General features: G+C 66.3%; 17 protein-coding genes. 9 read left to right on the plus strand and 8 right to left on the minus strand.

Translation table 11 applies throughout. The features are described from left to right. Positions 1–349: 349 nt before the first annotated feature. On the minus strand, positions 350–754 hold the full coding sequence (locus AC5P1C_RS32495) for a hypothetical protein (protein WP_493869538.1): 405 nt from the start codon (positions 752–754) through the stop codon (positions 350–352). A 364-nt stretch (positions 755–1,118) separates the two neighbouring features. Here AC5P1C_RS32495 and AC5P1C_RS32500 point away from each other — a divergent pair, with 364 nt between their 5' ends. From AC5P1C_RS32500 to AC5P1C_RS32515, 4 genes are all read left to right on the plus strand, one after another. Next, positions 1,119–2,048, plus strand: a complete 930-nt coding sequence (locus AC5P1C_RS32500; RefSeq protein ID WP_493869539.1) for an alcohol dehydrogenase catalytic domain-containing protein — start codon at positions 1,119–1,121, stop codon at positions 2,046–2,048. Between the two features lie 502 nt (positions 2,049–2,550). Next, the gene (locus tag AC5P1C_RS32505; RefSeq protein WP_493869540.1) at positions 2,551–3,207 is read left to right on the plus strand and encodes a TMEM175 family protein; all 657 of its coding nucleotides are present in this window, start codon (positions 2,551–2,553) and stop codon (positions 3,205–3,207) included. A 107-nt stretch (positions 3,208–3,314) separates the two neighbouring features. Further along, the gene (locus AC5P1C_RS32510; RefSeq protein ID WP_493869541.1) at positions 3,315–3,587 is read left to right on the plus strand and encodes a hypothetical protein; all 273 of its coding nucleotides are present in this window, start codon (positions 3,315–3,317) and stop codon (positions 3,585–3,587) included. A 285-nt stretch (positions 3,588–3,872) separates the two neighbouring features. Next, positions 3,873–4,244 (plus strand): MerR family transcriptional regulator, encoded by a 372-nt coding sequence (locus tag AC5P1C_RS32515; protein WP_493869542.1) that lies wholly within the window; start codon positions 3,873–3,875, stop codon positions 4,242–4,244. Positions 4,245–4,512: 268 nt separating this feature from the next. On the opposite strand, the gene AC5P1C_RS32520 is transcribed toward AC5P1C_RS32515, so the two are convergent. Further along, on the minus strand, positions 4,513–5,136 hold the full coding sequence (locus tag AC5P1C_RS32520) for an NAD(P)-dependent oxidoreductase (protein WP_493869543.1): 624 nt from the start codon (positions 5,134–5,136) through the stop codon (positions 4,513–4,515). Positions 5,137–5,218: 82 nt separating this feature from the next. Further along, the gene (locus AC5P1C_RS32525; RefSeq protein WP_493869544.1) at positions 5,219–6,046 is read right to left on the minus strand and encodes an inositol monophosphatase family protein; all 828 of its coding nucleotides are present in this window, start codon (positions 6,044–6,046) and stop codon (positions 5,219–5,221) included. Between the two features lie 118 nt (positions 6,047–6,164). Here AC5P1C_RS32525 and AC5P1C_RS32530 point away from each other — a divergent pair, with 118 nt between their 5' ends. Further along, the gene (locus AC5P1C_RS32530) at positions 6,165–7,088 is read left to right on the plus strand and encodes a LysR family transcriptional regulator (protein WP_493869593.1); all 924 of its coding nucleotides are present in this window, start codon (positions 6,165–6,167) and stop codon (positions 7,086–7,088) included. Positions 7,089–7,956: 868 nt separating this feature from the next. On the opposite strand, the gene AC5P1C_RS32535 is transcribed toward AC5P1C_RS32530, so the two are convergent. After that, positions 7,957–8,121, minus strand: a complete 165-nt coding sequence (locus AC5P1C_RS32535) for a hypothetical protein (RefSeq protein WP_493869545.1) — start codon at positions 8,119–8,121, stop codon at positions 7,957–7,959. A gap of 175 nt (positions 8,122–8,296) precedes the next feature. Between AC5P1C_RS32535 and AC5P1C_RS32540 the strand changes: the two genes are divergently transcribed. Beyond that, positions 8,297–12,064: an NACHT domain-containing protein gene (locus AC5P1C_RS32540; RefSeq protein ID WP_493869546.1), complete on the plus strand. Its 3,768-nt coding sequence runs from the start codon at positions 8,297–8,299 to the stop codon at positions 12,062–12,064. A 332-nt stretch (positions 12,065–12,396) separates the two neighbouring features. Here the strand turns inward: AC5P1C_RS32540 and AC5P1C_RS32545 are convergent, their stop codons facing one another. Further along, entirely contained in the window at positions 12,397–12,606 is a 210-nt protein-coding gene (locus AC5P1C_RS32545) for a hypothetical protein (RefSeq protein ID WP_493869547.1), read from the minus strand. A 222-nt stretch (positions 12,607–12,828) separates the two neighbouring features. Further along, positions 12,829–13,908, minus strand: a complete 1,080-nt coding sequence (locus AC5P1C_RS32550) for a tetratricopeptide repeat protein (RefSeq protein ID WP_493869548.1) — start codon at positions 13,906–13,908, stop codon at positions 12,829–12,831. Positions 13,909–15,762: 1,854 nt separating this feature from the next. Between AC5P1C_RS32550 and AC5P1C_RS32555 the strand changes: the two genes are divergently transcribed. From AC5P1C_RS32555 to AC5P1C_RS32565, 3 genes are all read left to right on the plus strand, one after another. Next, positions 15,763–16,926: a hypothetical protein gene (locus AC5P1C_RS32555; RefSeq protein WP_493869549.1), complete on the plus strand. Its 1,164-nt coding sequence runs from the start codon at positions 15,763–15,765 to the stop codon at positions 16,924–16,926. A gap of 151 nt (positions 16,927–17,077) precedes the next feature. Then, positions 17,078–17,485 (plus strand): DUF6193 family natural product biosynthesis protein, encoded by a 408-nt coding sequence (locus tag AC5P1C_RS32560; RefSeq protein ID WP_493869550.1) that lies wholly within the window; start codon positions 17,078–17,080, stop codon positions 17,483–17,485. 964 nt (positions 17,486–18,449) lie between these two features. Further along, the gene (locus tag AC5P1C_RS32565; protein WP_493869594.1) at positions 18,450–18,893 is read left to right on the plus strand and encodes a site-specific integrase; all 444 of its coding nucleotides are present in this window, start codon (positions 18,450–18,452) and stop codon (positions 18,891–18,893) included. 880 nt (positions 18,894–19,773) lie between these two features. Here AC5P1C_RS32565 and AC5P1C_RS32570 read toward each other — a convergent pair. Both AC5P1C_RS32570 and AC5P1C_RS32575 read right to left on the minus strand, forming a co-directional pair. Further along, positions 19,774–20,355: a hypothetical protein gene (locus AC5P1C_RS32570; RefSeq protein WP_493869551.1), complete on the minus strand. Its 582-nt coding sequence runs from the start codon at positions 20,353–20,355 to the stop codon at positions 19,774–19,776. A 976-nt stretch (positions 20,356–21,331) separates the two neighbouring features. Beyond that, complete coding sequence (locus tag AC5P1C_RS32575) at positions 21,332–22,192, minus strand: hypothetical protein (RefSeq protein WP_493869552.1); 861 nt, start codon at positions 22,190–22,192, stop codon at positions 21,332–21,334. Positions 22,193–22,235: the final 43 nt, after the last annotated feature.

Raw genomic sequence — 22,235 nt, forward strand, 5'->3', positions numbered from 1 at the left:
CCATTCCACTGCATGCGCTCTGGCTCGACGTCGAGCCAGAGCGCATCGCGTTGCTCGGTGACACAATCGGGTGACGTGCCACGTCAGATGGGGACTGCTCCGGCGTCACGGCCTGTCACCGGCTGCGGGACTGAACCGTGGACCGGGATCCGGCGCCGGCGCCGGAAGGTGCTGCTGGTCGAGCTCCGCTGAGCCGACCTCCTCTACATGGACGACCGCTCGATCGACAACTCCCGGAGCCGGGCACTCAGAGGGCTTGCCCCGGTCTTTCGCCAGTCGACCGCGCACGTCGCCCATGCAGGCAGCAGACACCATGTGATCGTCGGTCGGCACCGCGCCGCGCTAGCGGTCACAGCGACCGCAGGCGACCGGCAACCTGCAATGCCACCCGGCCCAGGCCCTGCTGGGCGCGATCCCGCGCGTCCGCGGTACGGAAGGCCGCGGCCCAGGCGACATGCTCGGCGACTGCGGCTACGACACGCACCGACGCCTGATCCGCAAGCGCGGCATCAGGCCGAAGATCAACAGTCGAGGCACCCCGCCTGGCCCCCGCCCCGCTGGCAATCCCTGGCGCCCAGAGGACGCCCTGCGCGAGCACCTGGAGCGGTTCTCCCCGAAGCTGGCCCGCCACCTGCCCCGAGCCTCGACATAGAACGCGCAGGGCCTCGAGCTGGCGGGCGGTGCAGTCGTGGAGTTCTTCGAGGAAGGTGATGCGATGGTCGCGCGAGGGCACCTTCGGCGTATTCGCCGTCATCCGTGGCGGCGCAGGCATCCGCATCGCACACCGCGCTCACCGTGGCAGTGATCTCTGGGAGGGTCAGGCCGTATTCGAGCAAGGTACGGATGTTCCGCATCCTGCGGGCGAACAGGCGGCCGCCGCGCAGTGGCGCGTCTGCCGAGGTGAGGAGTTTGTCACCCGCGCCAAGTCTCCGATTCTCACTGACACGTCCATTCAGTCAGCTGACGGTTTGACCTTGACATCAGTGACAGGCCCTAGGTTTGCGGCACGACGACCAGGTGCACGCAGACCGGGCGGCACGGCCGATGCCTGATTGCGCCCTGGGGCCGTTTTCGAGTCTCCCCCCACCACCTGTGACCTGATAATGAAGGAGCCCCAGATGCTCAGCGTAGAGTTCGACCATTTTGGAACGACCGACGTACTGCGAGTGCGTGAGCGCCCCGAGCCGTCCCCGATCTCTGGACGTGTCCGAGTGCGTGTGCAGGTGCGCTCGGTGAACGTCAGCGACCTCGAGCTCCGCCGCGGTGACTACCCGGAGCTGCTGCCGAACATCGTCTATCCCGCCGTGCTGGGCTGGGACTTCGTGGGCACACTCCTCGATCCGACGCCGCGTGTTCCGGCCGGCTCCGCCGTGGTCGGTTTCGTCCCGTGGATCGGGTCAGAGGCCGGCCGCGGCACCTACACCGAGGTGATCAGCGTCGAGCCGGACTGGGTGGCCGTGCTGCCGTCCGGTGTGGACCCGGGGCGTGCGGCGGTACTCGGGATGAATGCACTGACGGGCGCGCAGGCGGCCGATCGGCTGGGTCCCCTCGACGGGGCGAACATTCTCGTGGTCGGTGCGAGCGGGCCCGTGGGGATGAGTGCCGCCATTGTTGCCGCCGATCAAGGCGCGAACGTCTACGTGACGGGTTCCGCGAATGACGAGTCGCTGAGCGCCCTGGGCTGCCGGGGAGTCATCCCGCGTGGCACAGCGGCAGAGATGGCGGAAGCCGCACGCACAGCGGTGCCCGGCGGGATGGACGCAGTGTTCAACGCCGCGATCGCCGGCCCCGAAATCATCCGGGCGGTGAAGGACGGGGGCAGCTTCGTCTCCATCCACATTTTCGATGAGAACAAGCCGGAGCGCGGTGTCACAGTCGAGGAAGTCGTCGTGGGGGCCGACTCCCCCCGGTTGACCGAACTGCTGAAGACGCGTCTCGTCGACCATGTGCGCATCGCCGACACCCTGCCGCTCGACCAGGCACGCGAGGCTCACGAGCGTCTCGAGCACGGTGGTCTCAAGGGAGCCAAGATCGTACTGGTCTCCTGAGCGCGGCCACCGGCGCCGTGCGGTCGCGGTCGGCTTCCCCCCGTCGCCCCGTCGACCTCCAAGACCGCCGTCAGCTTTTGAAGGCCGACATCGCACGATCCGCCGCGTCGCCGTCATCCACCAGGCGAACTCGTCGGAGCCGGGCCGGCCGCGCAGATGGCCCGCGATGTACAGCACCCGTGCAGCCGGGGCACTCGCGCAGTTCGCCCGTGCCGTACGCCGGCCCTCGTGCCACCACGGTCGCCACCACCGCGACCTCTCGGATGCGCCGGGCCACCCGGAACACGTCCTCCGACAGGACCACGAAGCCCGGGTACATTCCGCGAGCAGCGCCCCCTTGCCGCCCCAGCCCATTCCCGTGCGCAGGGTTCGTACCTATAACGCTGCGGCCCTTCAGATCGTCGTCCAGAAAGGGTCGCGCGTGCATATGGTGAAGATGACTGGTTCGGCCTCCCTCCTTGCCCCCTTACCCGCCATCTAGACGATCTGGTGCTTCTTCCCTGTGCACAACCCACTCCGCGGCCTGCTCCGCCGCAACGTCGCCGTAGAGCCAGAGCGCATCACGTTGCTCGGTGACGCGGTCTTCGCCATCGCAATTACCTTGCTGGCACTGGACATCACCGTTCCCGAAGGACTCGCCGACTCAGAGGTGCCAGAGGCCCTCCGGGCCGCCGTTCCCGCGATCGGCGCCTATCTACTGAGCTTCGCTGTCATCGGTGTGCTCTGGGTGGCTCAACACGCGTTCTTCCGCCTGGTGGGAACGCTCGACCTGTGCCTGCTGTATCTGTACGCCGCTCTCCTCGCAGTGGTGGCAGCCCTGCCCTTTCCGACACGGCTGATCAGCGAATACGGCGGAACGGGCACAGCCACCTGGTTCTACGCCGCATCCATCGCACTTGCCGTGTCACTCGTGTGTGGGATGTACAGCCGTGTGTTGGTGAGGCCGACACTCGCGTCACCGGAAGGCTCGCCAACGCAGCTCAAGATGGCACTCCGACGCTCTACTGTCATGGCTCTTGTCTTCGCCACATCGATTCCAGTCGCATTCGCCTCGCCAACAGCTGCCAAGTACTGGTGGCTGCTAGCCATCCCAGCGCGGCTGCTGTTCCGGGATCCCCGGTCATCCGACCGCACCCCGGCCGCTGGTGGCCCCGCTTGAGTTCAGGTTGGTGTACCTCCCACCAGACCCTGGATCAGAACAGGCAAGCAGTGCCGACGCAGATACGCCCACGGTAGTTCCGGAACGCAGCGGTCACGTCGAGTGCCGTGCGCCCGATCCGTGGTGCGAGCGGAAATCTTCGCTCCCTCGATCGGTCCCATCCGGTCGGCGGCCTGCGCGCCGCTCAGGCCGTCCATCCCAAGTACGACGGCACGCAGTGGATCGGCACCCGACGGGAGCGGAGCCACAAAGCCCACCGGAAGGCCCGGAGCTGGATCGAGAAGCGTGCCCACGAAGTCCCAGCCCAGCACCGCGGGAAAGGCAAGGCCGAGTTCGTGCAGGCGCTCTGGGGCGTCGCCGCGCCGGAGCTCCGAATCTGACATTTACGGTACGAGCCTGGCCCCGTACCCGGACACGCTCGGCGGTCGCCAGCGGTTCTGGCCGCTCCCGCACCTCCAAGACTTCCGGCGGGCCGAAGCGGTCGAACTCGACGCTCAACATGTTGATGTCTCCCGTGTCGTAGGGGTGTTCGGGAGAAGCCGCCGGTAGTCGGCCACTCGGCAGGGATCCCCATACGGCAAGGCCAACATTTATGCCCTTCTCGCTGGGCACTGCGTAGACTTTGACATCTGTGTCAAGGTCAAGGTCACTTCGGGAGGACTGTGATGAAGATCGGCGAACTGGCAGAGATCTCCGGCGCCTCCCCTCGGCAGATTCGCCATTACGAGGCCGCAGGCCTCCTGCGCTCTACGCGCCTGCCGAACGGATACCGGGAATTCCGAGAGAGCGACGCCCGTCGGGTGCGGAACATCAAGACCCTGCTCGACTATGGTCTGACACTCAGCGAGATCACCTCCACCGTGCGGGCGGTCTGTGACGCGGAGACCTACGAGGCGCTGGAGGAGGCCGAGTACATCCAGGCAGTCAATGCCTTGGACGGCCGTATCGCACTGCTCCAGCGACTCCACGAACGCACCGCCTCGCAATTGGAAGCGCTCTGTGCCCTGCGCAAGGGGTTCAACAACGTCAGTGAGTAGGAGCGCAGCCGCGTCTTCGAGCGGTCGGGCACCAGCGGGTCGTGGTCGGACGGCCATGTGGGCGAACGACTTGAGGCTCTCGTCGGCCGCATCACTATCGGTCAGGACACGTTCGACGGTGATGCCGTGCTCGGTGAAGAAGGCGTTCGCGCGTCGGGAGGCTGAAGCGCTGTCGGTGCTCCGCGGCGGGCGGGGAGCACCGTGCGGGTGCCCGATGGAGGCGTCGGGCGGTCAGTCCGCTGACGACCGACACGCAGGAATTGGCGCCTCAGTGGCCGTTGAACAGGGCGATGGTGTCGGTGTCAGCGAAGTGCGGGGTTTCGGCTTCCGCGACCATGAGGGCGGCGATGCCGGCGCGCGGCGCCATGGGGGGCATCATGCGCGGCGTGTAGTCCTCGGCCTGGATGAGGCGTCCGTTGTCCTGGTACGGCTTGTTGGTCAGGGGTCCGGCGTAGACGGTGGTGCCGCCCGCGCTGCGCACGGCGCGTCCGGCGACGTCCTTGGCGTCCCACTCGTGGCGCAGGATGCGCTTGAGGAGCGCGCCGTTGAGGCGGCCGAGCGCTCCCTGGGTGGCGCCCATGCCCAGTGAGGTGAGCCAAATGACGCGCGGTGCTGCCGCTGTGATCAGTCGGGCGCCGTCGGAAAGGATGGCGGGGTCCTGTTCCTTGGTGATGCCCAGGCCGCTGATGGTCACGTCGGCTCCGGCGACGGCGTTCATGACGCTTTCGGGGTGGGTGACATCGGCCTGTACCGTGCTCAGGTTGCCGGCGGGCGAGGTGTCGATCTGGTCCGGTCGGCGAGCGAGGGCCATGACGTCGTGTCCGCGTTCCAGTGCGCGGGCAACGACCAGGCGGCCGGTCTGGCCGGTGGAACCGAGTACGGCGATCTTCATCGTGTCTCCGAGGGGTGGCAATGCGGTAGGGGGGGCCGGGTGCGGTGGCCCCGGGCGGCGGAGCGGACGCGAGGCGTGGCCGTCAGCTCAGGCCGGTCAGCACATCGACCGCTCGTGTGTGGATGCCGGGGGCCGAGGCCAGGAAGTCCTGGCTGGACAGGGTCCACGACTCGCCGCGGGTGTCAGTGACCGTGCCGCCGGCCTCGGCGACGAGCAGGGCGCCAGGCAGGAGACCGGAGCGCACGTCGGAGAACTGCCAGAAGGCGTCCATGCGCCCCGCGGCGACGTGGATGAGTTGCATGGTGGCGGGCACTGAGGCGCGCACGACCAGCGCGCTGAGCAGCATGGCGGTGACCGAGGCGCCCATGCGGCGCAGCGCCTGTTCACTCTCGCCGGGCTTGGCCTGGCCGGTGCCTACCAGCGCGGCCTTGAGGTCGTTCTTGGCGGAGACCTGCAGGCGCCGGCCGTTGAGGAAGGCGCCCTGGCCCTGGACGGCGGTGTACAGGTCACCGGTCAGCGGTACGTGGACAGCTGTCAGGACGGGAGTGTTGTCCCGCACCAGGGTGGCCGTCACCGACCACTCGCTCATGCCGTGAATGTGGTTGATGTTGCCTTCGGCGGTGTCGACGACCCACCACTCGCCTGCGGGCAGCGCGCCGCCGGCCAGTTCGTCCTCCGCCCACTGCGCACCCGGCCGCACGGCGAGCAGCGGCTCCTTGATGACCGCCAGGACGGCCTCGTCGTTCGCGTAGATGTCGTGGACGATCTCTTCGAGGTCGCCGGGGCGGGCCATGAGGTTGTACCGCTTGCGCAGGTGCTCACCGCCCGCCTTCACCGCGGCGACGGCGCCGTCGAGGACGGCAGCAAGCCCGGAGGAATCGGCACTGTTCGGGGCAGGAATCGCACTCATCGGAAAACTCCCATACGAAAAGAGGGGGGATTCGCGGCCTTTCGGCTGCTCGCTTTCGACATTACGAGCGGGCATGATTAACTTCAAATGCAATCTAGCTAAAGGTGGGTTTACCCGTATGCAATTGGATCTGAATCTGCTGGTCGCGCTGGATGCGCTGCTGGAAGAGGGCAGCGTGACAGCCGCCGCAAGTCGCCTGCACGTATCGACTCCGGCCATGAGCCGGACTCTGGGCCGCATCCGCAAGGCCACCGGCGATCAGATCCTGGTGCGCACCGGTCGCACCATGACACCCACCCCGCGGGCCATCGCTCTGCGCGAGTCAGTGCACGACCTCGTCCAGCAGGCCCACCAACTGCTCTCCCCCAGCGCGGAAATCGACCCGACGTCCCTGACACGCACCTTCATCCTGAAATGGCACGACGCCCTGGCCGCTGCCGCCGGCCCGGCACTACTGCAGTCGACGCAAGCCGAAGCCCCGGGAATCCGTCTGCGCTTCCTTGCGGAAGCCAGCAGCGACATCCGCGACCCGCGGCGCGGAGACATCGACCTGGAAGCGGGGTCCAGCGCACCCTCCACCCCTGAACTCCGGCACGAGATCGTCGGCCACGACCGGCTCATCCTCGCCATGCGACCCGAACACCCGCTGGCCACTGGAGAGATGACACTGGCCGACTATGCGGCGGCCGAACACATCACGGTCTCGCGGCGCGGGCGACTGCGGGACCCCATCGACGACGAACTGGAGACCCACGGCAAATCCCGCCAGGTCGTCGCCGCTACCCCCACCAACGCGACAGCACTGCAGTTCATCAGCCACCACGACCTGCTCGCAGCCGTCCCCGAATTCATCAGCCGCCCCCACCTGAACGCCCTCGGCCTGCACACCCGGCCCCTGCCGTTGACCATGCCCGACATCCCGATCCATCTCGCCTGGCATCAGCGCTACGACAACGACCCCGCACACGCGTGGCTCCGCGCACACGCCCGCAAGGCGCTACACCGCGCATGCGGCTCCTCACCCGCGCCGGCTACCGAATAGAGCGGAGCCGACGCGGCGGGTCTTGCCGAGGGCGGAGCCGTGGGCTGTCATTCACGAATACATGCAGGTCGCGTAGTTCGGCCGCGTTTCGGGCACCCACAAGCTGACGCGTGCAGCCACGCGCGTCATCTGCCGCAGGCCGGCTGAGAACCTCCCTCAGCTCTCGCCGGTGAAACAGCGGGCCTCCTTGCCCGCGCCCGGGAGGCTGAGAAGCCGCTTGCTGTCGAACCGGTCGGCAGCCGAGGGCCGACTTGGCGCTGCGGCCAGGGCGCGGCAGCAGCCGGGCCTGCCGCCGGTTGCGCCAGTTCCCCGGGCAGTTTCGGATTCCTGGGTCTCACTCCAGCACCACCAGGCAGGACACCGAACCCTGTTCCCGCTCCCAGGGAGCACAGGGAGCGGCTCCCCGCTCCCAAACACGAAGTAGGGGCCACCCGAAGATGGCCCCTACCTGCGACGTTTCCGTCGGGACGACAGGATTTGAACCTGCGACCCCTTGACCCCCAGTTGCGAGTTACTCCCAGCGACTGCAGGGCGGTTCGCGGAACTACACGCCGAAGGTTCACAGTTCAGCGCTTCTGACAGAAGTTGCTAGTTAGTTCCTACGGTACGTGCTTATGTCGCGCCGTCAATCCTCTTCTTATTCCGAGGCACCATGAGTTGTCGATCAATGACCCACTTACCACTCGCCATAGCCCCACGCCCGGCGCTGTTGCATGACGCTGCCACCAGTAACGCGCCCCTGGGGGCCAGACGGATTTCCCTCAACCACACCTGCCCACCTGGCCACGTGCCCCCTGTCACCCAACCCTGCTTCAGCCCTGTTCATTCTCATCCTGGATTGCGTGGCCTACGCATCGGGCACGACACCTCAGCGAGACCGCCGCACGACCCTCAGGATCTGGCCCAACACCGCGGCCGCGGCACGCCGGCGAGCCGGACGCGATGACCACACAGCCGGCAGGACCACCCCGATGAAGAGCGCCGTGAACATCACGGCCACCAGCACAATCGTGTGCGAAGTCAGCAGGCGCATGCACGTTCCTCCCTGTCGAGCGACCACCTCGTGCGGCCGGATCCCCAGCGTGATCCGGCTGAGCCCTCGAAGGGGCAGTCACTGAAGAACTCTGAAGCTGAAGACTTCAGCGCAGGTCACGGCATACGCTGACCGCGGTTTTCCCGAAGTCGGCGAAAGCGAAGCGAGGTGCCTGATGGGGGATGCGACGGGCGCCGTGGCGGACTTCTGCGCCACGCTCCGCCGAACCGTGCGCGGCTGCGGCGTCGCGCAGACGCAACTCGCGCGGGTTCTGAACCGGAGCGACGCGGCCGTCTCCATGCTCCTGACCGGTCAGCGTGCCAGGCCACCACAGCTGGACGAGGTCCTGGCCATCGTGAACCACTGCCGCCGCCAGGCAGGGGATCACCCTCCACCCGGCATGATCCTGGACCCTGCTTGGTGGCGCAGACGTCACGCAGAACTTCAGTCCACGGAAGAGGGTCGGAGACGCCGACCGCCGAGGCCTGCCCAAGAGCGACTACCCATCGAGCTGCCGGAGACCGTCCCGTCCGACTTCGAATCCGCCGTCGAGGCCCTCACAGGCCGCCGGGGCGGTTTCGAGGGGATCGGCGCAGAGATACTCGGGCCGCTCGACCTGGTGGGTGCTCGGCCCGGCGAACTGTCCGGACTCTTCGAGGGCTTCGGACCACGGGTCCGTGCCTGCCGCGGCACGGCGAGAACAGCGATGCTGTGCGCGGCGGATATTGTCCTGCTCGTGGGCGCCTTCTGCGACGCGGTCGGCAATCTCGGCTCCGCACGCGATCCGCAGACGACCTCGCAGATGGACCTCCGGGCGCAGGTGACCGAGGAGCTCGGCCGGGTGGTACCGGGCTCCTTCCGTGCGCGATCGCCGTCCGCACTCCGTGCAGACATCGCAGCCGCCTACGCGGCATCCGCCGACCTCATGGTCTTCGCCGGCTTCAACGGAGCCCCGCCCGAAGAACTGGCACGGTTGGCCCTGCACCGCTACGGCGTCCTTCACTCCGCGGTCACCTGGAACTGCCCGGAACTGCGCCTGACCTCCGAGACCTTCGACCCCGACGAAGAGGCGAACCGCCAATTGATCACGGCCGACCGTGTCGGCCTCATCGAACTCGGCGTTCTCCTAGGCGGTTTCGCACACGCCGATCCTCCCACCGCACGGCAGCGCGAACTCCTCAGAGCACCGATCTCCGCCGCCGACGGGTCAGGACCGGCGATTCCCTCCCTCGCAGCCGGCTACGTCAACCCGGCCTTTCGCATGGCTGGACGCGCCGCCGACCGGCAGTTGTCGTCCGACACCTGGTGGGACGACCAACCGCTCAGTGAGGACATCGCCGGGTTTCTCGCCGCGCACCTGCTCGGCCACCAGGCAACGCAGTCACCCCTGCTCATACTCGGCCACCCGGGTTCCGGGAAGTCACTGCTCATGAAGCTCATGGCCGCGCGCCTGCCACAGTCGGAATTCTCCTGCCTCCACGTCGAGCTCCGACACGTTCCTGCCGAGCTCGACGTCCAGGAACAACTCGAATGGGCCGTGCACCGGTCAACCGGAAACCGCGCGCCGTGGTCGGACGCGTTACCGACCGGCGAGGTCGTCCGGGTCGTCTTGTTGGACGGTCTCGACGAGCTGATCCAGGCCGGTGCGGGGCACCTCGACATGAGCAAGCAATGGCGGTACCTGAAGAGCATCGAGCAACTACAGCTGCGCGAGCACGAGTTGGGGCGGCCGGTCGCCTTCGTTGTCACAAGCCGCACCGTGGTCGCCGACCAGGTGCTGACGCCCCTGACTGCAACGGTCCTCCGCCTCGAGCCTTTCGATGACACACGCATTGTCAGTTGGCTGGAAGTGTGGCAGATCACCAATCGCCGCTACTTCACCCAGCACGACGTCGTGCCACTGACCTGGGACGTGATCCGCCCATACCGGGAACTCGCCCGCCACTCACTGCTCCTGCTCCTGCTCGCCCTGTACGACGCCACCGGTAACCCGCTGCGCCGCCTGGGCGGACAGGACATCCGGCGCGTCAATCTGTATGAGCGGATCCTGGTGGAGTTCATCCGGCGTGAGGTCGTCAAACACAACGACGAACTGCCACCTCCTCTAGAGACGGCAGCTGTCGAGAAGGAGCTGAGGCAGCTGGGCGCGATCGCCTTCGGCATGTTCAACCGTCGCAGACAGAGCCTCACCACGAGCGAGGCGGACAGCGATCTCAGCGCCCTGTTGGGCGTAGCAGACTCCGCCCTGCTGTTCGGCCGCTTCTTCTTCGTGCACGAGGCACAGGCCGTGGTTGCCGAAGAGTGTCTGCGCTCGTACGAGTTCTTGCACGCGACATTCGGCGAGTATCTGGTCGCCCGTTTCGTCTGCGACGAACTGCACCGGATTCGAGAAACCGCGGAAGGGCCGTCGGCACGCGAACACGACGACGATGTGCTCCGCTGTCTGCTCTCGTTCGTTCTGCTCACCGACCGTTCCAACGTCGTCGAGTACTTCCGGGAATTGGCCGGCCCAGGGGGACCGCGCCGGAGCGGCGAACTGCCACGGCTGCTCCGTCACCTGTTCCGCGCGGACGAACGAGCTGGGCACGGCGGACCATCCGGACCCGCCTACACCCCAGCTGTGCGCAGACGTACCGAACGGGATGCCACCTACGAAGCGAACCTGCTTCTTCTCTCCCTCGTCGTCGAAGGCAGTGTCCGGGCTTCGGACTTCCTGGCGGTCGCGGACCCCGTGGATCGGTGGTGGCGGTACGCACAGTTCTGGCGATCTCAGTTCGGTGAGGCGTCCTGGGACTCCTTCGCCCACTCGGTCTCGGTGAAGCGGATCGCCCCCTCCCCCACCACCGAAGAACACGGCGACAGCCGCGGCCCTTCCGTCGACCTGGAGCTGTCCCTTCAAGGAACCACAGAGCTCGCGAACGACGTCTCCTGGGTCCTGCGTCACGACGTGCTGGGGCCTGCCGCCTACCATGACGCGCGCGGGGTGGACGCCGGCGACCTGACCACACGCCTGTCCCTCCTGTGCGACGCGGACGTGCAGCACGTACTTCACGCACTGTCTCCCTTGATACGGACCATGCCGAACACCCTGCGCACGTACCGCATCGACAAAGAACAGCACACCGTCTCCGGTGCGCACGCCCTCATCGCCTTGCTGTGCCGGCCCCCGGGAACACCACTCGCCTCCCACTATGCAGACGTCCTTGAGCTGCTACGCCACCTGCCCGAACACGAACGCCAGCCCGTCGCAGGCATCCTTGTCCGCCAGGTCGTCCACGACGCCCACGGACTGCCCGAGGAGACTCTTCGACCCTTGCTCGTCGAGATCCTCCGGCTGAGAGCAGACGTCGACGGGACGCTGTGGGCCGAGCTGTGGCCAACACTCGAGGAGTACGTGATCCGCGGACTGCAACGACTGCCTCCTGATCAGGGCGCACCAGAACTCAAAGCCCTCATTGGCCACATCCGCCACTACGCAACGCAATTCCACGGCCCCGAGGACCAGCTGAAGCAGATGCTGAGGGAAGCCGGAAGCACACACATCTGGGCGAAGAGCGAATGGGCGCCAGCGACGACCACGTTGGAGCACGGACTTGCGCTGCTCAACGAACTCCCCACCGAAGCACAGTCAGCAGGGCTGATCATCGGGCTGCTGCGACTGGCCAATGAACTGGGAACGCAGGAGTGGCTCGGCACGCACGCCGAGCCACTCCTGCTCCGCCTGCACGCCACGGACATCCCACGGATGCGAGCGAGCGATGCCGCCTTTCTCAGCCGCTTCGTACAGAATTCCGACCTCCTGAAAGCCCTCCAAGAAGTACTGGAGGCATGGCGTAACACCTCCGAAGCCGACGGGCAGGACACACGATCACCGGCCCGAGGGGAGCTCTTCGCCGAGCCGGATTCGACCAGACCAGCCTCTCCCCCCACGCCAAGGGCCTGACAACCGGTGAGAGTTTGCCGCCGACGAGAGCGACGCCGAAGATCTGGCGGAGCAGATGGCCGCGAACCTCGCTTCGACAGGGGGTGTACGTCAACTACAACACGGCGACCGAGGCGTTCGTCGTCTTCCCGGGAAGGGCCTTCCGTCACCCACGCGACCAGGCCGAAGGACGCCGCGAAGTGCAAGACCATGGACGCTCCATCGGCACCCCTGAAGCACAGCCGGACTGACAGGACTGCCCCGGAGGGAACTGAGGGAGTGGGGAATCCCACCGACAGGTCACCTGGGAATATCGCCGACGTCGACACTCGCACTGCCAATTAAGTGCGAATTCAGCTCAGTTGACGTTGCAGGTCCTTTGCGGAGGCCAGCAGCTGGTCCGAGGGGCGGCAACCGTTCTCGTATGCCACTATGACCTCGGTCAGCTGCCGTTCTGCCTCGGCGAGTTCGTCGAGGAGTAGATGCGCGTAGGCAAGATTCAGGCGTGCGCTCAAGGTGTCCTCGTCGTCGCTACCGATGTGTGAGGCCAACGGCTCGACCAAGGCGACTAGGGAGCTTCTGACGGATCTCCGTGGCGTCGCGTCGCCCGGCACGCTCCCCCAAGCTCTCGGCTTCGCTCGAGCAGGGGGTGCCGCCCCCATTCGCCGCACGGCGCTCCTTCTTCCGCGGATATCCGTCAGAAACGCCCTAGTTCGCGGGAGGCGAGGCCGACCTGGCCCTGCCGGAGGGCGACCGCTGCGGCCTGGCTGAGGGTTCTCAAGGTGTCAGGGGTGCCCCGGGTCCAGGACGTTGCTCTGCGCCTCAGCCAGGCGCCGACGTAGCACGAACAGACTGGGATGGCTGGTGTCATGGGAGGCGAGGAGAGCGGCCAACAGGGACTGCAGCGCGGCCACGGCCTCAGCATATCTATCGAGCAGACGAAGGCTTTCGGCGTGACCCAGGCGCACGTGGACCGTCTCTGGATGTACGGGACCAATCGATTCCGCCAACGCCTCGGCCGCCGCTCGGAAGTGTTCCTCGGATTCGTCGGGCCTTCCTGTCGCGATGAGCAGCCCATCGAGAGTGCCCTGAGCGTGGTGGGAGGACGTGTGCCCTCGCGGGGCGATACGGGCCCATGTCGCGTGAATGTCACGCAGCTCGGTCTCCGCCTCGTCGAACAGACCCAGATCTAGAAGCGCGTAGCTGAGGTTGTGCCGGGTGATCAGGGTGCTTGGGTGATCGTGGCCTAGCGTCAGTTGTTCTCCGTGGAGTGTTGCCACGAACTCGTTGAGAGCCTGCTCGCCTTCCCCGAGTTCGAGGAGCAGGTCAGCCAGTTCGTGGCGAGCGGCGAGCGTCGTGGGAGATGCATCGCCCAGCGCGCTCGTCATGTCGTCGAGAAGTTGCTCGAATGCGCTGTGAGCCTGAGCGAGGTTTCCCCGGCCACGCAGTGCTCTGGTGAGTTCGTGGCGTGCGGCGAGGGTAGTCAGGTGCTCGGGCCCGAGGATGGCGGTCAGATGCGGAACGAGTCTTGAAAACTCCGCATGCGCACCCGTGAAGTCTCCCCGTTGACGGCAGATGCGGGTCAGTTCGTGGCGCGTGGTCAAGGTGGTTTCGTGATCTGGACCGAGGACCCGGATCGCTGCTCGCAGGGCATCACTGAAGTCTGCCTCCGCTTCGTCGCGACGGCCTTGATCGCACTTCAGCAAGGCGAAGTTGTGCCTAGTCGCCAGGATGGTCTCGGAGGCGTTGTCGGAGGTGCTTCGCGCGTACACGGTCAGAGCATGTCTGAGCTGCTCCTCCGCCATTGCCCACTGACCTGACTGCTGCGCGTACACCGCCGCCCGCGCCGCGAGTTCGCCGCGCATCTGGTGCTCCTGTGCGGCAGCATGCGTCGTGTCTGCCGCGGCGTGGGCACAGTGCGGCAGCAACAGACCCCTTCGAAGCGCCGGCGGTGCAGCAGGCCACACCTCAGTAGGCCACGTACGGCTGCATCAAGCTCAGAGGACGACAATCCCGCGAAATCGTTCACGGTGGCGAGCACGCTCCTACGGAGCAGGGTGGCCGGCAGCGGCTCAGGCGCGAAGAACGCGATCAGCCGGAACAACGGCCGCGCGGCCGCCGTGCCCTGCCTTTCCAGCAGATCCAGTGACATCTCCCACGTACTGGCCAGTGGGCCGTGTGGATCGTGCGGCAATGCTGCGACCGCCTCAACGAACTCCGCGTCCAACGCTTCCCAGCACGCCGCGAACGTCCGAGGCGCCTTCGACTCAGGAAGCATCAGGTTACTGCTGGTCATCGCCAGATACCTACCCACGAGCGGCAGGGCGAGAGGCAGGCCGCCCAACCGCCGCGCCAGCCGCACTGCCTCGCTCTCGGGGCCCGCATCAGGCGCCAATTCACGCAGCATCGCGGGCGCCCTGCCCCTCGGAGATCGGGACGACAGGGTGGATCGCCGCCGCCGTCCACCAAGAGTTGGGGTCTTGGTCGCGGCTTGTTACTACCACCGTGTTCCCCGACACGGTTGCCTGATCCAGTCCCGCACCAGCGCTGGGTCATCGGCGTTGTCGACGACCAGCAGCCAGCGTCCGGCGTTCGCGTTGTTCAGAGCGTCCCACAACACATCCCGGGCTGCCTCATGGTTGCGCCACACGTCACGCGCAACGACACGCTCCACCCCTGCTTGTACGGCAACCTCACGCAGTGCCTCCACGAAGGCGGCCGGAGTCGTGGCGTTGACCCACCAGACTCTCCGATTGGCGGCGACCCGTCGCGAAGGCGCCAGCGCGACTGTGCTCTTGCCGCTGCCGCCCACCCCGCACAAGACCAACCGGCCGCCAGCATGAACTACCAGCTCCTCCAACTCGGTCAGCAGTGCATCCCGCCCGCGGATCCCGTGCTCGACCGAGTCCTCGGGCACTGCCACTGACAGGTCACTGACGGACGCTTCACTCCTGCCCGGCAGCGGCGGCAGGCCCAGATATCGCTCGGCCAGGAAGTAAAGGTCGGGATCGGTCAGGAACTGCGTCAGAAGGGCCGCATCGACGATGTCCAGCTCAACCCGGTGGGTATCGCGCGCCTCGCCCTCCAGCGTGTGTCACGTGCTGGTATTAACCGGGGCCACCGTGAAGTACAGCACGCGCTGTACGGGGCTGCCCTGGCCGCAGATCGACGCCATATCCCTTCTGATCTTGGCAGGGGACGTTGTTCTTCTGAATCGTGCAGGCCAAGACGCCGAGTCCCGGCCCTGATCGCCTCCGCTGCTCACCGGGCCGGTCGCCGGCATCAGATTGCTCGCGTGTCTCCGACGAGCCACGTCCAGGCAGAGCTGCTCGAACTCGTGGTGCGCATTGCGCTCCCCAAGAGTGTCAAGGGCGAACCGGATCAACAGATCGGGTTGTCTAGGGGTGTTCACCAGTTGGCTCCTCGCCTCGGGGCCCGCACGGATCACCAACAGTCTGCCGCAGCCCCATCCCGGCGAGCCGCCGCCTCCCGCACCTTCAGCTCCTCATCCAGCGAGACCATGACCACCGCCTCCTACCCGGTCACTCCTCGGTGGCGGGCTCGCTCGCGTCAGCTCGTAGACGGCCCTTCCTCGACGCCCCAGACGCCGTCGTTCATCTCGCGAGTACCACAGACCCGTTCGGGCTCTCGCGGAGAACTATTCACGCTGTTCCGAATAGCCGCCCCGCAGCCGGGGCCGGTCCTGCGAAGCTGACGGCATGACGTATGTCGTGACAGTGGACGCCCAGATAGCCGAAGGCGCTCCGGAGATGGACGAGTTGCACCGCGTTGGAGCCATCGCGCTCCTAGAGCAGGGGCTCGACGCTGTGGAAAGCATCGAGGGCCCGGACGGAATGGAGGTGGAGCTCGCCGAGTCCGTCGTTGCTGTCCACCCGGGCGGCGCGCTGCTGAAGATCTTCGCTCACGCTTCCACGCTGGAGATCGCCGAGGAGGCCATTCGTGCCCTCGTCGAAGAACTGCTGGAACGTACGGAGTTGCTGGCCGCTTGGAGCGTTGAGAAGTGCGAGGTACAACTCCACCCAGATCTTGCGCAGGAGAGTTTGGACGCCGCCTCAGGCCCGGATGCCCCACCAATGGATCTCACGGCACGCCGGGCACACCTGGCCCCGCCTCAGACATCTGCGCCGAGCCCGGAGGAGATCGCCGCGGACTCCGCGAAGGTTCGCCGACAGATGCTGTCCCTCGCGCACCAGCTCAAAGCCTTCGGGCCTCAGATGTTCGGCGTGATCACCGAAGAGGACCGGGAAGACGAGGAATTCGGTACCTACGAGGGCACCTTGGACAAGGACGCGCAGCTGGCCGCCGGAGCCTTGATCTGGGCCACGGACGTGATGGTGGACCAGCTGTTCATGGACGTGCGCACCCTGACGGAAGGCGACACCAACGCTGCCGAGTGCGAGGACGTGCTGTGGCACCTGGAAGACCTGCCCAGCCGCTACGCCCTGCGCTATGACGAACAGTTCGCGCGCCGCTTCCTGGTCACGGTGATCGCCATGACCACGCGGTTCACCCACGGCACATTCACGCAGCTCAGCAGTGTCGCCGAGGAGTTGGCGCTGCGCCTCCTCCTCAATGAGGCCAAGGTTTGCCTGGAGACGTTCGGCCTCCTCGCCGACGGCGTCGAGCAGGCCCTCGACTGCCTCGCCGACCTTGTGTATGAGGACATGGATCACGAGTGGCTCTACGACGACGCAACTGACGGCATCGACGACAGTCCCGTCGGCGAGATACTGAGGATCGCCCCCATGGGGCTCGCTGACTGGTTCAGGCCCTTCAACGAAGGCCGTTACGTGCACCCTTACGCTCTGGAGACACCGGCTGGAGACGACGAACCGAACGAGGGGGAAGCCGAGCCGAGTTGATCTCCTGCTCCAGTGCAGGCCCAAGACGCATCCGCGCAAGCGGACCTATAGATCCCACTCCTGGTCGCTGGGTTCATGCTGGCGTATCAGGCCATGAACTGCCTGTAGGTGCCCTTTGATGACAGGGCGACAGGGCCCTCACAATCACGGTATGACCAATACCGTCGAAGCAGCCTGGCACCAGGTCCTGACGACTGCGGGCGAACTTCGCCGACCGGAAGAATCGCCGCTGTTCGCCCCGTTTGCTGAGCTGGCGCTGGTGGCGCATGCCGAGCCGCTGCTTCGTCAACTCTTCCCCTGGACCGGTATGTGGGAGTTGCACTTCAGCAGGTGCACGCAGGCACGCTACACCTGGGACATCCCGTACATCGGAGCACTGGGAAACGGTCGTTACTACGTCGAAGGGCCGAGCCGGACCAGCCCGCGTATCGCCGAGACGGACAGCGCAGCAACTGCAGCTGCGATGGTCGTCGATCGCCTGCCACCGCACTTCGGCCCGGCCTTCATCGGCAATGCCGAGGAACTAGCCGCCTATGAGAGCGCGCAGGGCAGCAGGTAGAAACGACCGGCCGGCGCCGCGGAAACCACTCCATAAACGACCTTGAAGCCGGGGCCCAGGCGCTGCCATCCCGGCCTCAGGCCCTCAGCAACGAGCCCTGCACCTCCGCGAGCCGCCACCACACCAGATGCCGCAGCACTGTGCACCACCGACGCTGCGCCCATGACCTCACCTCTGCAGCAGCCCTCCAACCCCAAGCCGACGACTCCCGAAACTGCCCTCCCCCAACTGTCGCCTCCCGGCCGGCATCCCGCCGCCGCACTGCCGGACCTCGCCAGCGCCCTGCTGTCCGCTCTGACCCAGCTCGCGGAGCGCCCCACGCCCTACCTCCCCGACGCGCCCTCCCTCGCGGGCTACTGCGCCCGCGTCATGGACGTCGCGCTCACCGGCCTACAACCCACCACCTGCGGCGCCTACCTCGCCGCCTGGCACCAACGCATCCTGCCCACCTCGGCACCCTCCCCATCGACCACCTCACCCCCCCCCGGCACCAGAGACCGCGCCATCCACACCTGGACCGACGCCGGACACCACCACTCCGCCATCAAGAACACCCTCGCCATGCTCGCCCGCATCTGCCGCCAAGCCACCCGCGACGGCTGGCTCACCCAACCCCCAGGGCCCCTCAAAGGCTGGCAACGCCTCTACCTCGACACCCAGGACATCGAAGCCGAACCGCGTGGCCTCGCCCTGCCTGACTTCACCACACTCCGCCGACTCGCCGACGCCCTCACCAACGCCTCACACCACCGCTACCCGGGCTGGGGCGACGCCGTGATCTTCGCCGCCTGCACCGGCGCCCGCATCGGCGAAATCTCCGGAGTCCGCGTCCGCGACATCGACCCACCCCACTGGCTATGGAACGCGCCGACAGACCACCCCAGCACCAGGAGGCCTCGTCGACAAAACCACCAAAGGCCGACGCGCCCGCCTCATCCCCCTCATCGAACCTCTCCGCCCACTCATCACCGCGCGTGTCATAGCAGTGCGGGGCGCGCCCGACGCCCGCCTGTTCACCGGCCCCGCCGGTGGCCGCACCACCACAGCGGGCCTGCGCCGCGCCCCCCACTGGGACGACGTCACCACCCGCCTCGGCCTCCCCCACCTACGCCGCCATGACCTCCGCCACACCGCCCTCACCTGGATGGCCGACGCCAGCGTCCCCCTCCACGTCCTCCAGCAAATCGCCGGACACCACAGCATCACCACCACCCAGCGCTACCTCCACCCCAGCATCCGCCACCTCACCACCGCCGGACACACCCTCACCGACTACCTCAACGGCAACTGCCACCCCACCCCCGGCACCCCACAACACTGGCAGCGCTCCGCACCACGAACACCACACGCGCCTCAAAGGATCGAACGCCGAAATCGGACTCCTGGGAGCACAGGCTCCCAGCACTAGTCGGAATTACCCCCAGGAAAAGAGGGCCCATCGGGCAATTCCACGCATTTAACAATGCTGATCCCCGACACACCACTGGACACCCGCGTCTTTCAGCAGCCGTAAGCACCCATTCAGCCCTCCGGGCCCTTACCCGCCAGACATGCCGACCATCGAACAGCCACCCGGCCCCTCCACCCCGGCTACCTGCACAGACGCGCCCCACGACCGCCGCCGCACTGGACTTGTTCGGTTTTGGGAGCGCCGATCAGTAAAGTTGTTTTCTGCCGGTCAAACAGACAACGGCCGGTTCGAAAAGATCCGAACCGGCCGTTGACCTGCATATTTAACCGACTAAAATAGTCGGGACGACAGGATTTGAACCTGCGACCCCTTGACCCCCAGCGGTGCGGTCGCTCCCGGTCGAGGACTCGAAGGTCCTAGCTCGCCGTAGAGGGACTTCTGCAGCAACCACCATGCAACTTGCGGAACTACACACCTGAACCGCGCAGTTGGATGCTCTTGGGAGCAACTCGAGGCCGCTCACGACCGTACGCGTCCGCTCAATGCGTCAATTCGCCTCTCCGGCCATGCGATCGCCGGAGCAGACCAGCCTTCGGCGCACGTTCACGTCCGTTGGGCGTCTTCAGTCTCCCTTGCGCACCGCTCGCGGCACCATGCCTCATGCTGACTGACGAGCGCTAGCCGGTGAAGACATTGAGACTCCGACCACCCGGACACCCCTTGGCAAATCGAACCCCAGCGATCCTCTAGAGCATCAGCAGTGGGAACACCGCCCCAGCAGTACCTCCCCCACTCAGTTGCTCGCCACTTCCACAGAGCATTACGTCTTCCCACGTCTGCGTGATGGGCTCCAGGCCCCCTCGATTCGAAAGGGAATTCAGCGGCTTTGAGGCCCGTACGGGCTCCATCCGCGCAGGAAGGGCTCCAGGTCGCTGTGCCGCGGCTCGGGCGCCTTGGGAATTCGAAGTGCCTGATTAAGTGGATCGATTGAATGGACGTGATCGGACGCCCAGGACAGCCACGCCTCAGCTTCGGTACGTTCTGCGCCAGCTGACATGGCTTCGATCCGTTTGCTTGCTGTAGCTAGGAAGGTGGACAGCCGTCTGGCTTGCTGCCATGCCTTTTCGTGCTGTTCCAGCACACGGACGCGGAATGCATCGGCGTAATCGACCCGGGCCTGCCGCATTGCCTCTTCCCAATGCAGGCGCTTGAGCCGGGCCTGCTCGGCTTCCTCCGCCCGTTTGCGTTCAGCAGCCAGTCCGCGCAGGTCCACTTCCTGCAAAATCTCCGGCAATTGGTCTTCCAACGGATGGTCCGGCGTGTCTTTCCATGCCGACTGCCGATGGGGGGCTCCTCCGCTCAGCGTGATGGTGAGACGGTCGGAGGGCGCGTAGTCATACTTGGGGATCCTGACCCAGGAGAACTGCTGGGCATCAGCGAGTTCCTTGGCCGTCGGCACATGCTCCGTTCGGTCCTGCTCCTGCCCGAGAGAGACACCGCAAGGCTGACCTTGTGCCGTGATAGTGAAGAGGCTTGCATCCCGGCGGCGTGAGTAGTGCCCTCGGCGGCCGTCAGCGGTGAGCTGAACCTGGAGCTCTCGGCGCTGCGCCTCGGCAACCATGGCTTGTACGAGGCGTAGCGCTCGCGGCTGTACCGACCTGCTCAGGCCCAGAGCGGGTTCCCCGGCCCGAAGTGCAGCTACGACAGCATGTGGCTTGTGGAGTCGCTCCGGAACCGGAATCGGGTCCAGGACCGCCAGCTTCCACGCCGGAATGTTCTGGATGGTTATCTCGTGGCCACCGGCCCGCCAACGATGCACCAGTTCCTTCCCTGCGGGCAGCTTTCCGCATCGCTGCGCGGACCTGATCCGGGCCGACCAGTTGGGAGCTCCTGGCCCGTACGCCTCCTTGGTGACGAGCGTTCCGCCAGCGGCCAGGACACCATCAATGAGCTGCTCGCCGAGGGTCTTCTTAGGCTGCTTCGCCGTCGCATGCACTCTGGGCGTGGCGTTCGCCTCAGTTCCGAAGACGGAGGACTTCCCGGAGGCGGAGTTCCCCGCCGGCCTGGGCCGTGGGTTGACCGGACCCCGAGACCTGGTCTTGCCCGCGGAGTCTCGTGTGGCGGGTTCATGCCGCGCCGTGGGCGCGGGGTGGACCCCGTGTTCAAGGTAGTGCCGACCCGCAGCCGTGGCCTCGGCACGCCACACGCCACGCCGCCTGAAGATCTTCACCAGTCCACGATTCTGCAGCGCCTGAGCACGGGTCTTGTAGGTGAAGTCGCCCTCGCCCCATACTCCCTCCGGACAGCCGCCGACTACCCAGCGGAGCACGTGCATCTGCTGCTCGTTGAGTGGAGCTTTGGCCATACCTGTCTCCCGATCGCGTGCTGCGGACGGCGTCCTGGCCGTCTCCAAGTCAATATCGGCCCACGGACGGTCAGTCGGGCAGCTCCATCCTGCGGAATGCCGCAACGGGAATCTCGAACTGGGCCTCGATCTTCGCGGCGTCCTTGCCCCTGCCGACCTGGCGAAGCATGCCGACAGCCTGCTCCACGATCCTGCCGAGCCGGACGACCTCGGCACGCAGTACACGGAGTTCGCCGTACGCCTCGGCAGCCGGCGCACCACACCACTGCCGTACAAGATCGCGCGCTGGCTTGAACTCCCTGTCGACCTCGGCGCAGACCTCCGGGCTGAAATAATGGCCCTCCCGCTTGCCTCGGCCCGGCGTGTACGAGCCATAGATGGCTTCCCGCCCTGCCTGCCGCTCAGCACGCTCTACATCGGCCATGACGCGCTCTGCGTGCAGGACGGCACCCTTACGGGCGCACGCCAGCGTCACGGGCCAGGGCGCTTGTGCGCTTCCGTCAGCATGAACCGTCGTCAACGGATCACTCGTGAAGAACTCTGTGCTCTCACCCAGCGCATCGGCAAACGCCGTCACATCGTGTACGTACAAGACGCCATCGTCGTGTCGCGAATAACCGACGTCCACCAATTCGCCCCAGGGGCAGGATTCGAAAACGGTGTCTACGGCTCGGCGTTCGGGAACATCACGCGGCGGCGTGGCCGCTGCTAAATTTTTCCAGCGGCGTTCTTCGGCCAGCCAACGGTCGGTCTGCTCCCACGGAACGTGCAACTGCGAGCGCGGCACCCATGCCTCGCGGCCCTCGTCCTCGTCCGCTGTAAAGCGGACCTTGACGCGCGGCGGACGTTTAGCACCGAGACGAAGCACTTCCACCTTGGCAACCGGGGTATGTGCCCTCGCGCGGTGCGCCCAGAACTCTCCTGCCTCCATCAACACCCCTCCCACGAATCCCTCTGTGCCACAGGGGGAACGG

This window comes from Streptomyces sp. A18 (assembly GCF_059026065.1).